This window comes from Bradyrhizobium sp. Leaf396, from assembly GCF_001424605.1.
Taxonomy (GTDB): Bacteria; Pseudomonadota; Alphaproteobacteria; order Rhizobiales; family Xanthobacteraceae; genus Bradyrhizobium; species Bradyrhizobium japonicum_C.
This window is the reverse complement of record NZ_LMQJ01000034.1, coordinates 179867-192168: the sequence shown is the minus strand read 5'-3', so window position 1 is coordinate 192168 and position 12302 is coordinate 179867. Positions and strand designations below refer to the sequence as shown.

9 protein-coding genes are annotated in these 12302 nt (G+C 64.8%); 3 read left to right on the top strand and 6 right to left on the bottom strand.

Annotated elements, in window-relative coordinates:
- Window positions 1-23: 23 nt before the first annotated feature.
- The 6 genes from ASG57_RS25630 to ASG57_RS25605 form a co-directional block, all read right to left on the bottom strand.
- Entirely contained in the window at window positions 24-722 is a 699-nt protein-coding gene (locus tag ASG57_RS25630; RefSeq protein WP_057198036.1) for a cytochrome c biogenesis CcdA family protein, read from the bottom strand.
- Window positions 723-1015: 293 nt separating this feature from the next.
- Complete coding sequence (locus tag ASG57_RS25625; protein WP_024337037.1) at window positions 1016-1627, bottom strand: sigma-70 family RNA polymerase sigma factor; 612 nt, start codon at window positions 1625-1627, stop codon at window positions 1016-1018.
- Between the two features lie 377 nt (window positions 1628-2004).
- Complete coding sequence (locus tag ASG57_RS25620) at window positions 2005-2742, bottom strand: response regulator (protein WP_024337038.1); 738 nt, start codon at window positions 2740-2742, stop codon at window positions 2005-2007.
- 10 nt (window positions 2743-2752) lie between these two features.
- The gene (locus ASG57_RS25615; RefSeq protein WP_024337039.1) at window positions 2753-4498 is read right to left on the bottom strand and encodes an ATP-binding response regulator; all 1746 of its coding nucleotides are present in this window, start codon (window positions 4496-4498) and stop codon (window positions 2753-2755) included.
- Window positions 4468-6546, bottom strand: a complete 2079-nt coding sequence (locus ASG57_RS25610) for a sensor histidine kinase (protein WP_024337040.1) — start codon at window positions 6544-6546, stop codon at window positions 4468-4470. Before ASG57_RS25610 ends, ASG57_RS25615 begins: the two co-directional genes overlap by 31 nt.
- Window positions 6547-6552: 6 nt before the next feature.
- Window positions 6553-7548, bottom strand: coding sequence for a TRAP transporter substrate-binding protein (locus ASG57_RS25605; RefSeq protein WP_057198034.1), 996 nt, complete (start codon window positions 7546-7548; stop codon window positions 6553-6555).
- Window positions 7549-7844: 296 nt separating this feature from the next.
- Between ASG57_RS25605 and ugpB the strand changes: the two genes are divergently transcribed.
- The 3 genes from ugpB (at window position 7845) to ASG57_RS25590 (ending at window position 12207) form a co-directional block, all read left to right on the top strand.
- Entirely contained in the window at window positions 7845-9167 is a 1323-nt protein-coding gene (ugpB, locus tag ASG57_RS25600; protein ID WP_028145796.1) for a sn-glycerol-3-phosphate ABC transporter substrate-binding protein UgpB, read from the top strand.
- A 185-nt stretch (window positions 9168-9352) separates the two neighbouring features.
- Window positions 9353-10294, top strand: coding sequence for an aminoglycoside phosphotransferase family protein (locus ASG57_RS25595; RefSeq protein WP_057198031.1), 942 nt, complete (start codon window positions 9353-9355; stop codon window positions 10292-10294).
- A gap of 290 nt (window positions 10295-10584) precedes the next feature.
- Window positions 10585-12207, top strand: coding sequence for an ABC transporter substrate-binding protein (locus ASG57_RS25590; RefSeq protein WP_057198029.1), 1623 nt, complete (start codon window positions 10585-10587; stop codon window positions 12205-12207).
- Window positions 12208-12302 lie beyond the last annotated feature (95 nt).

Genomic DNA, 12302 nt, shown 5'->3' with positions numbered 1-12302 from the left:
TTCTCCGGTGAATGAGGCGATGATCACAGGCCGATCTGGCCGGTGGGATAGAAGCTGGTAAGCCAGGCCACGATCAGCGTGTCGTATTGGAAGTAGGCGGAGAGGGCGAAGCCGATCACGACGACGCCAAAGCCCTGCTGCAGCCGCGGCGATATCCGCGCGAGGCTGCGCACACGCGTGGTCGCGGCCTGTCCGCCATAAGCGATCGCGAGCAACGGGATCGCCGCGCCCATGGCATAGGCGACCAGCAGCGTGCTGGCCCAGGCAAGGTTCTTCGAGCTTGCAACCAGCGTCAGGATCGAGCCGAGCACGGGCCCGGCGCAGGGTGTCCATACCAGGCCCAGCGTGGTGCCGAGCACGAGACCGCCGAGCGCGCCCTCGCGTTGCACTCCGCTGGATGCGCCGAGATCGAGCCAGCCGTTGAGCCGGATCGAGAGCCACTCGAACGGCGCCGGCCACAGCATCAACAGGCCGAAGCCCAACAGCAGGATCGATGCGGCCTCGCGCAAAACGGTCGGATCGAAGTCGAACAATTGTGTGATCGCGCCGAGCAGCAGCGCGGTCGCTGAGAACGACATGACGAAGCCGAGCGCGATCATCGCCGGCCGCAAATGTCCTGCGCGTCCGATCGAAGCGCCGAGCAAAATCGGCAGCATCGGCAGCGTGCAGGGCGCCGCGACGGTGAAGATGCCGGCAAGGACGGCGAGGCTGAGTTCGAGCATCGGGGCACTCGTGAGGGAAGTCACGAGCAATTCGGGCGCGATGCGTCGGGCGTTACCTGGCGTCACACGTTCGTGACCCGCGGGCACCCAAATACAAGACGACCCGGAGGGGGGCATCCCGTCCGGGTCGTTGGAGGTCTTGGAGGTCTAAGCAAAACCGTTTGCGAGGTTTATAGGGCGGAAGTTTTTCCGGCTGATGTTGTGCTTTGTTTCAATTGTTTCGTCGGCGGTAACGCTTCCGTGTCCCTGGAGAGGGGCAGATCGATGCCCCTATCCAATTGAATTCGTTGAATTTAGGCGGCGAAGCGGTCGACGCCGGCGCCCTTAAGCAAATCGGCCAATTGCTTGCGGGCATAGAACATCCGGGTCTTCACCGTGCTCTGGGGAATGCCGATGATCTGGCCGACCTCCTCCACCGACTTCTCGTGGTAGTAGACGAGGTTGATGATCTCGCGATGTGCGGGCGACAGCTTCTGCACGCAGGCGCGCAGGATGGCGCTGGTGTCGCTGCGGTCGAGCGACGTCTCCGGCGTATCGTTACCATCGGGAATCTGGCGCACGTCTTCCTGGTCGATGTCCTCGAAGCGGCGCTGGCGCATTGCGGTGAGTGCCTTGAAGCGGGCGATCGAGAGCAGCCAGGTCGAGACCTGCGAGCGGCCCTGGAATTGGCCGGCGGTGCGCCACACGTCCAGAAAAACCTGGCTGACCAGGTCTTCCGCCGTGGTCGCATCGCGCACGATGCGCAGGATGAAGCGGTACACCCGCACATTGTGCCGGCAATAGAGGATGTGCATGGCCGTCCGATTGCCGTCGGCAATGCTTTCGAGAAGCATGTCGTCCGAAGTCGCCTGAGCGGCAACGATGCTCTGGCTGGCCTGGGCGTTGATGGCGATGACGTTCGGCATGGACTTGGCTCCCCGTAGCGCCGCAACCGAGCGGCGTTTCCTTGAGCCGATGTGTTAATGAGCCAACGTTTCGGGACGTCTGCACGAAAAGGGAAAAATGGTTTCGTGCGCCGCCAAATTGTTTCGTCAGAACAGCCGGGACGAAACATTCGAGGCAAAAAGACGTGCAATTTCAATGTGCGGAAAATACGGGGTTAGGGATCTGGAGGCGGACGGGGCCGCCGCGGAACGTATTTCGGGGATTTGCGTTCGGCCGAGCCGTTTACCCCTTCATTCCGGGACGATGCACGGCGTCGAGCCAGGGTGCGCAATTGCGCATCTGAGAATCTCGAGAGTCCGGGTCCGCCCTTGGGGCGCCCCGGAATGACGTTAAAGCCCTACGCCTTCTCGCCCTGCGGCGAGAACAGGTAGCCGCCGCCGCGGATGGTGCGGATCACGGCGGGCTTTGCCGGATCGGGCTCGATCTTGCGGCGGATGCGCATGATGCGCAGGTCCACGGCGCGGTCGAAGGCTTCGGCATCGCGCGCATTGGCGAGCTCGAGCAGGCGCTCGCGCGACAGCACGCGCTTCGGGTTGGCCGCGAACACCTTGAGCAGCCCGAACTCGGAGGCCGTCAGCGGATGCTCGTTGCCCTCGTCGTCGCGCAAGGCCTGGGCTTCGAGGTCGAGCCATTTGGTGCCGAAGCGCACCAGCTGCTCCTTGTCCGATTTCGCCGCCGCCGCGTCGGGCGCGGCGGCCTTGGCCGGCACGCTCCGCCGCAGCACGGAGCGGATGCGCGCCATCAGCTCGCGCAGCTCGCACGGCTTTGCCACGTAATCGTCGGCGCCGAGTTCGAGCCCGACCACGCGGTCGATCGGGCTCGCGGTCGCCGTCAGCATGATGACCGGCACGTTGATGCGGCTCTTGAGGTCGCGAATGATCGAGAGCCCGTCTTCCTCGGGCATGTTGAGGTCGAGCACCACGAGATCGGGCATGCTGCCCTGGATCGCTGCCCGCAGCGACTTGCCGCCGTCGCACAGCGTCACGGTGAAGCCGTGCATCTTGAGGTAATCGCCGACCATCTCCCGGGCCGGGGCCTCGTCGTCGACGATCATGATGTGCTGGCTTTGGGTCATGGTCTTTGCATCACGGCATTTCGGTCGCGGGGAGGGTCATGGTGAAGGTCGAGCCCTTGCCGGGGCCGTCGCTGTCGGCGGTCACCTCGCCGCCGTGCATGTCGATGATGCGCTTGACGATGGAGAGCCCGAGCCCCGTCGAACTCTCGCCGGCGGTCGGCTTTGCCGACAGCCGCTGGAACCGGCCGAACAGGCGGCCGAGATCCTCGGGCGACAGGCCGGCGCCCTCGTCGCTGACGCGCACGATCGTGTCGCTGCCTTCATGGGTGACGGTCACGTCGATCCTGCCGCCGATCGGAGAGTACTTGATGGCGTTGCTGATGAGGTTGTCGATCGCTTCGCGGATGCGGTCGATGTCGCACATTGTGACGATATTGGGCGGGGCGGTGACGCTGATCGTCTGCTGCTTGTTGACCGCGAGCGGCTGGTTGGCCTCGGCGACCTCCTTGACCAGGGTGGCGACATCGACCGGCTCGCGGCGGATGGTGATGTCGAAGGCATCGGCCATCGCATCCGAGATCAGATGGTCAACCATCGTGGTCAGTCGCTTGGTGGCGTCGCGGATGTGATCGACCTGGGCGACCACGCCGGCTTCCGATGCGCCGGTCGAGATCAGCTCCTTCAGCATCTCGGTGCGGCCGAGGATGACGCCGAGCGGATTCTTCAAGTCGTGGGCAACGGTGCCCAGGATCTCGTTCTTGAAGCCGTTGGCGCGCTGCAGCCGCAGCCATTGCGCCGAGAGGCGGCGGTTGGCCTGCATCAGCGCGCGGGTGCGCTGGGCGACGCGGTCTTCCAGCTGCGCGTTGGCGTCCTGGAGCTGCTGGTAGAGGATCACGTTGTCGAAGGCGATCGAGAGCCGGCTGGAGAAGATCTCGACCAGCGAGCGGTCGGTCTCGGAGAGCTCGCGCTCGGCCTGCAGCAGCACCACGACCTCGCGTCCGCTTCCGGTGCGCAGGTAGATCACGCTGCGGTGGTCGGCGAATTCGTTCTTGCGGCGCTGGAACGCCGCCTCCACCATCTCGCGCAGTTCGGGGTCGAGCGCCTTCGACGAGGTGAAGCCGATGAAGCGGCTGTAGCAGCCGCTGCCGGCGAGCACCGAGAGCTCGGGATCGATGCCGCCGTTGTCGCGCAAGACCAGGATGCCGGCGCAATCGACGTTGAGCAGCGAGGCGAGCTGGGTCAGCACGCCCTCGGCGAGGCGCTGCATCGACTTGAAGTCGTACAGCGTCGAGGCGGCGTCGATGATGATCTCCAGCCCGCGCCGGGTCTGCACCATGCGCTCGAGCTGCTGATAGGAGCGCAGCGCGGCGGTCAGCGAGGTGAACAGCTTGTCTGCGGTGAGCTCGGTCTTGGCCTTGTAGTCGTTGATGTCGTACTGCACGATCACGCGCCGCTCCGGCGCCTGACCCGGCTGGCCGGTACGCAGGATGATGCGGACGGTCTCGTTCCTGATCTCGTTGCGGATGTACTCGACCAGTTCGAGCCCGGCGACGTCGGTCTCCATGATGACGTCGAGCAGCACGGCGGCGATGTCGCTGTGCTCGGCCATCAGCTTGCGGCCTTCCGCCGCGGAATAGGCCGACAGAATCTCCAGGCTCTGGCCGTTCAGGCTGTAGTCCGAGAGGGCAAAGCGCGTGCCGTCATGCACGGCCGGATCGTCGTCGATGACGGCGATTTTCCATTTCCGGGCGTTGGCATCCTCCGGCGCGATACCGGTATCGTCGATCAGGTGGAGGACATCGTCCTGTTCGGCCATTGAGAAGTCCCGTCGGTCTCTGTGCTTTGCGCGCCGCCCTTGGCGATGCGGGGCATGATAATGCGAAAAGTAGTGCCTTGTCCCAGCTTGGATTCCAGCATCATGCGGCCGCCGAGCTGCTGGGTGACGAGGTTATAGACGATATGCAGGCCGAGTCCCGTGCCGCCTTCATTGCGCCGGGTGGTAAAGAAAGGGTCAAAGGCCTGGCGCTGCACGTCCGGGGTCATGCCGGCCCCGTCATCGCTGAAGATGATCTCGATGTCCTCCGTCCCGCGCGGCCGCGCCGAGATCGTGATTGTGCCGGCGCGCCCGTCGGCGAAGGCGTGGTTGGCGGCGTTGAGGAACAAATTGGTCAGGATCTGGCCGTAGGAGCCGGGATAGCCGTCCAGCAGCAGCCCTTCGGGCACGTCGACCTCCAGCGTGATCGGCGAGCGCTTCAGCACCGGGCGCAGGCTGGCGATGATCTGGTCGGTGGCTTCGCTCAGGCTGAACTGCCGCCGCTCGGCGTGCGAGCGGTCGACCGCGACCTGCTTGAAGGACTGGATCAGCTCGCCGGCGCGCTGGAGGTTGGCGACCAGCTGCTGCGAGGCGTCGCGCGAGGATTGCACGAACTCCTCCAGCTGCGAGCGGCGCAAGCCGCCCTCGCCCTTGAGCTGGGCCTCGAAGATCTCGGTGCGCCGGGCAAGACTCGAAGCAACGGTCAGGCTGATCCCGATCGGATTGTTGACCTCGTGGGCCACGCCGGCGACCAGTCCGCCGAGCGCGGCGAGCCGCTCCGCGTCGATCAGGTTCTGCTGGGCGGCGTTGAGCTCGAGCAGCGCGCTCTCGGCCTTTTCCTTGGACGCACGCAGCTCGTCCTCGGTCTGGCGCTTGGCGATCGCGTTCTCGCGGAACACTTCCACCGCGCGCGCCATGGCGCCGACCTCATCGCGTGCCTTGGTGCCCTGTACCTCGCGGTCGAGATCGCCGAGCGTGATCGCGCGCATCGCTGCCATGATCTGCTGCAGAGGCAGGCGAATCGACAGCGCGATCAGCACGCCGGCGGTGAGGATGATGCCGAGGAAGATCACCGCGATCGACAGCACGCGGCGGGAAATGTCGGCAAGCGTGCGGTCAAACGTCTCCTGCGCCTTCTGCTCGCGCTGGCGCATCTTGGTCGAGAGATCGTCGATGGCGCCGATCGCCTCGGCCTGGCTGGCGTCGATGGTGTTGCGCAGGAGCTCGGTGCGGCTGGCAAGCTGCTCGGACAGCTTGGCAAATCCCTCGCGCAGCGCTGCAGTGCGGGACGCGAGCCGCCGCAGGGCCATCCTCTGGAGGTCGTTGTCGGCGAGATCGATCATCACGGGGATGGTCTTCTCGATCGTCTCGGTGTTGCGGCGCGCGTCGTCGGCCGCGCCTGACGACAGCGAAAGATAGTAGGAATTGGCCGCCACCAGCATCGCGGTGAAGGCCTCCCGGGATTTCCCCAGCGAGGGCCAGATCAGCGCGTCGCGATGGCCCGTGGCGCCCTCGATGATGGAGTAGAGGCCGGCCATGTCCCTGGCCGGGCCCTGCACCTGCTCCTCGTAGGTCTTGGCGATGGTGGCCTGCACGCTGCGCAGCTCGCCGAAACCGTTGAGGAAGCGGTCGGTGGTGCGCTCCAGCTCCTCGACCGAGCCTGCGAGCATCGGGTCCTTGGCGGCGCGGTTTGTCAGGGTGCCCAGCACCGCCTCGCGCAGCAGGAGGATCTCGGCGAACAGGTCCGGGCTCGGCTGATTGATGTAGCGGTGAATCAGGTTTTGCAGCCGCCCGGTCTCGCTTTCGAGCAGCGCGAGGATACGGTCGGACTCGCGCACCTGGCGCACATCGTCCCAGGCCGACCCCAGCACCTGCGCGCCGTTCCAGATCATCGCCACCAGGACGACGACAACGGCGGAGTTCAGCCCGGCGATCGACAGGATGCGCCAGCGGATCGGCACTGCCCGCAGGACGCCGACGAGTCGCGCGCGCAGCTGCCCGATCGAGCCGGGCGGCCTGTCCGCGTGTTCGCTATGTCCGAGCCCGGGCAAGAAGCTCTACTCCACCTTGCGAATACGTTCGATCAGCGCGGCCGCGGCCGGATCGCGCCCGGCCTTGTCGTAGATCGCCGTCATCGCCTCCTCGAACGGCCTGCGGTCGATCTCCTTGATGATGGTCACGCCCGCGTCCTGCGCCTTGCGCTGCGACTGCTCCTCGAGGTCGCGCCACTTCTCGCGCATGAACCGGCTGGAGCGTTGCGCCGCCTCCTTGAAGATCGTCTGCTCCTCCGCCGAGAGGCTTTTCCAGGCCTTGAGCGAGATCACCAGCACCTCCGGGCTCATCGTGTGCTCGGTGAGCGTGTAGTGGCCGGCATGCTTGTAATGGTCCGTCGTCACGAAAGATGGCCAGTTGTTCTCGGCGCCGTCGATCAGCTGGTTGGCGAGCCCGGTGAGCACCTGTCCGTATGGCAGCTCGACCGGTTCGGCGCCGAGCGCGCGCATCATCTGGCTCATCAACTCCGACTGCTGCACCCGGATCCGCAATCCCTTGAGATCGGCGACAGTCTTCACCGGGCGAACGCCATTGTAGATCGACCGCGCGCCGGAATCGTAGAAGGTGAGCCCGACGAAGCCGTAGGGCTCGAAGCTGTTCAGGATCTCGCTGCCGATGGGTCCGTCCAGCACCTTCTGCATGTGCTCGATGGACCGGAACAGGAACGGCATCGCGAGCACGTTCATCGCCGGAACGAAATTGCCGATCAGCGCCACGTTGGTCCGGTTGAGGTCGATCGCGCCGGCCCGGGTCTGCTCGATGGTCTCCTTTTCCTCGCCGAGCTGGCGGGAATGGAACACCTTGATCTCATGCCGGCCACTGGAGCGCTCGGCGATCAGGGCGCCCATGTAGCGCAGCGCCTGGACGGTCGGGTAATCCTCGGCCTGGGTGTCGGCGGCGCGAAATTCGCGCGCAACGGCGCCCGTCGTCCAGACGGCAAGCACAAGCGCGACGAAGATCACCCCGGTCCGCGAGAGTTCGGCACGGCTCAGCACTGGCACACTCAACCCCTCAGTGGTGGAGTCTATGGCAGATGGAAAAGGTTCAATGCAATCTAAAGCGTTTTCAAGCGAAGTGGAGACCGGTTGTCGTCAGCAAAACGCGTCAGAATAGGAATCGGGAGCCCGGTCCGATCGGAACGGCCCCCGGCAGATGGTCGAGGGACGGCCATTCCGCGTGATTCCGCAGGCCGATTGTGCGGCGCGGCCGGCGTTCATTCCCGGTTGAAACTGGGTATGTCGCGCCTTAAGCAGGGCAGCGGCGTTTTTTCGACCGCGGGCCGGAAAGAGCCATCCTGATGTCAGCCTTACGCCTCTTGCAGCTCGTTGCCGTCCTTGCGGCGCTTTCATTGGCCGCCCCCGCGCGTGCCGCGACCGAGATCGCGTGGTGGCACGCCATGTCCGGCGAACTCGGGCGGCAGCTCGAGAAGCTGGCCTCGGACTTCAACGCTTCGCAGTCCGATTACCGCATCGTGCCCGTCTACAAGGGCAATTACACCGAGACGGTCACAGCGGCGATCTTTGCCTTCCGCTCGCGCAGCCAGCCCGCGATCGTCCAGGTCAACGAGGTCGCCACCGCGACCATGACCGCGGCCAAGGGCGCGATCTATCCGGTGTTCAGCCTGATGCGGGACCAGGGCGAGCCGTTCTCGCTGGGCGATTACCTGCCCGCGGTTTCCGGCTACTACACCGATGCCGCCGGCAATCTCCTGTCCTTCCCGTTCAATTCCTCGACGCCGATTCTCTACTACAACAAGACCATGTTCCGCGACGCGGGCCTCGATCCGGACAAGCCGCCGAAAACCTGGCCGGACTTGGGGGCGGCCGCGAAGCGCCTGCGCGACCGTGGCGCTGCGTGCGGCTTCACCACGTCCTGGCCGTCCTGGATCCATGTCGAGAATTTCTCCGCCTTCCACAATTTGCCGCTGGCGACGCGGGCGAACGGCTTTGCCGGATTGGATGCGGGACTGACCATCGACAATCCGGTGCTCGTCCATCATGTCGCGGCGCTCAGCGAGTGGCAGAAGACGAAGGTGTTCGACTACAGCGGCCGCGGGCAATCGGCCGAGCCGCGCTTCCAGAAGGGCGAATGCGGCATCTTCATCGGCTCCTCGGCGACCCGCGCCGACATCAAGGCCAATTCGAAGTTCGAGATCGGCTACGGCATGATGCCGTACTGGCCCGACGTGAAGGGCGCGCCGCAGAACTCGATCATCGGCGGTGCCACCTTGTGGGTGCTGCGCGACCGTCCTCGCGAGGAATACAAGGGTGTGGCGCGGTTCTTCGCCTACCTGTCGCAGCCCGGCGTGCAGGCTGCCTGGCATCAGAACACCGGCTATCTGCCTGTGACCCGCGCCGCCTTCGAGCTGACGCGCTCGCAAGGCTTCTACGAGCGCAATCCGGGCTCGGCGATCTCGTTCGAGCAGATCACGCTCAATCCGCCGACGGAGAATTCCAAGGGCATCCGGCTCGGCTCCTTCGTCCTGATCCGCGGCGCGATCGAGGACGAGCTCGAGCGCGCCTTCGCCGGCCAGAAGAGCGCGCAGGAAGCGCTTAGTTCCGCTGTCGAGCGCGGCAACAAGATCCTGCGCCAGTTCGAGCGTGCAAGTCCGGAGCGCTAGGGACGATCTGAGCGCGCGCCTCGTCCTTCGAGACGCCCGCCTCCGGCGGGCTCCTCAGGATGAGGCTAGGCAGCGCCGGTGCCGGTGACAATGCTGCCGCGCAACAGCTCCTCATCTGAGGAGCCCGCAAAGCGGGCGTCTCGAAGGACGGCCCGCAAGGACACTGTTTGCAGAATGCAAGCCCGATGAGATTGCCAGACCTCACCGACGCCGAAAGCTTCCGCGCCTTCCGCTCCGATGCGGCGCGTTGGTTGCCGGTCGCGCTCGACATCGCGCGCAGCCACGGGCTCGACGCCAGCGCGCCGCATGTGTTTCCAACCGGGACCAACCTCGTCGTCGGGCTCGGCGACGGGCTGATCCTCAAGATCTTCCCCCCGCTCTTGCGTGCGCAATTCGTCTCCGAGCGCGCCTCGCTGGCACAGCTCAAGGGTCGCCTCGATCTGCCGATCCCGGAGATCGTCGCCGAGGGCGTGCGAGACGGCTGGCGCTATCTGATCATGACGCGCCTTGCCGGCACGCTCGGTTCGGAAGTCTGGCCGCAGCTGCCGGAAGACCAGAAGGAGCGCCTGCTGCGCCAGATCGGGGAGACCATCGCGAGCGTGCAGCGCGCCCCGCTCGGCGCGCTCGCGCATCTCGAGCCGCGCTGGGACGAATTCATGCGCGCCCAGATGCAGGGCTGCGAGGCACGGCATACGCGTCTTGGCCTCGCGCCCAAATTCCTGAGGGGCCTCGACGATCTCCTGCGCGATGCCGCCGAGCTCATCCCGATGGATGCGCCGCCGGTGATCCTGATCGGCGAATACATTCCCGAGAACTTCTTGCTCGCCTGCGATGACGGCCAGTGGTCGCTCGCCGGGCTGTTCGACTTCGGCGACGTGCTGGCGGGATGGCGCGATTACGACCTGCTCGGCCCCAGCGCCTCCATGGCGGCGGGCCGGCCGGGGAGGGTCAAAAGCCTGCTCGAGGGTTTTGGCTATGAGAAGCTCGACTTCGTCCTCAAGCGGCGCCTGATGGCCCTGATGCTGCTGCACCGCGCCAGCGACCTCAACGCGCACATCTGCGTCGAGGGCTGGCAGGGGAGGGCGAAGGATTTGGTCGAGCTGCAGGAGCTGATCTGGGCGGGCTGATGACTCGACGCGCCTCGGAATGACGCCGATGGTGCCGCTGTATCGCGACGTTCGCGAAGGATCATTCTGCTGCCGCCTTTCGAATGAGCGGTCGTGTTAGTTTGCATATATTGTGTGCAATATGCCGATCATTGTATGCAATCTAAGCTGCCCTCCCCACGTCGCAGTTTGCGGCTTTGGCGGCTAGATATGAGCAATGTCAGTGGCTTATGGGCTATGTAACGCCTCGTTAAGCTCTGGCACGAACCTTGCGAATCCGGTTCCAACGAAACATTGTTTTGGAGCCTTTCATGAAGCGCCGCGATTTCCTCAAATCCGTTTCCGGACTGGCCGCCGGAGCGGCGCTTCCGGCCATGCCCTCGGTGATCTCCTCGGCCAAGGCCGACGCGCGTTCGGAGACACTCCTGATCGTCTCGGAGGGCGGCCCCAACAATCTCGACATCCACGGCGTCGGCACCAACGTGCCCGGCTATGAGGTGTCCTGGAACTGCTACGACCGCCTGATCAGCCACGAGATGAAGAGCGGCCCCGGCGGGGTGCCCTATTACGACCGCGACAAGTTCAAGGGCGAGCTCGCCGACGACATGAAGATCGACGACATGTCGGTCACCTTCAAGCTGAAGAAGAACGCCAAATTCCACGACGGCACGCCGGTTACCGCGAGAGACGTGAAATGGTCGCTCGATCGCGCGGTCAGCGTCGGCGGCTTCCCGACCTTCCAGATGAGCGCGGGATCGCTCACCAAGGCCGAGCAGTTCGTCGTCATCGACGACCACACGGTGCGCGTCGACTTCCTGAAGAAGGACAGGCTGACGATCCCAGATCTTGCCGTCATCGTGCCCTGCATCGTCAATTCCGAGCTGGTGAAGAAGAACGCCAGCGAGAAGGACCCCTGGGGCCTCGAATTCACCAAGCAGCAGACCGCGGGCTCCGGCGCCTACAAGGTGGTGAAGTGGACGGCCGGCACCGAAGTGGTGATGGAGCGCAACGACGCCTGGGTCGGCGGTCCCCTGCCGAAGATCAAGCGCGTGATCTGGCGCATGGTGCCGCAGGCCGGCAACCGCCGGGCGCTGCTCGAGCGCGGCGATGCCGACATCTCCTATGAGCTGCCCTTCAAGGATTTCCAGGAGATGAAGGCCAACGGCAAGCTCAACGTGGTGTCGCTGCCGTTCTCCAACGGTATTCAGTATATCGGCATGAACGTGACCAAGCCGCCGTTCGACAATCCGAAGGTGCGGCAGGCCATGGCCTATGCGATGCCGTATCAGAAGATCATGGACGCCGTGCTGTTCGGCCTCGGCAATCCCATGTTCGGTGCGGCCAAGGACAAGCCGACCGAGGTCGCCTGGCCGCAGCCGCACAGGTTCAACACGGACATGGAGAAGGCGAAGGCGCTGCTGGCCGAGGCCGGTTACGCCAACGGCTTCGAGACCACGATCTCGTTCGACCTCAACTTCGCCGGCGTCAACGAGCCGCTCTGCGTGCTGGTGCAGGAGAGCCTCGCGCAGCTCGGCATCAAGACCACCATCAACAAGGTGCCCGGCGCCAACTGGCGCACCGAACTGAACAAGAAGGAGATGCCGCTCTTCACCAACGTGTTCTCGGGCTGGCTCGATTACCCCGAATACTTCTTCTACTGGTGCTATCACGGCAACAATTCCGTGTTCAACACCATGAGCTACAAGTCGGCCGCGATGGACAAGCTCATCGACGGTGCGCGCACCGCGGCGGCTGCCGGCGACAAGGCCGCCTACGATGCCGACGTCAAGGGCTTCGTCGACCTCGCCTACGCCGACATGCCGCGCATCCCGCTGTACCAGCCCTACGTCAACGTCGCGATGCAGAAGAACATCAGCGGCTATCAATACTGGTTCCATCGGAGGCTCGACTATCGCGCGATGGCGAAGGGGTGAGGGGATATGGGTGAGGTGAGCACGCTCTTCAGGCTCCCTCCCCCCTTGTGGGGGAGGGGTGGGGAGAGGGGTAGCCACGAACTCCGACCTCTCCC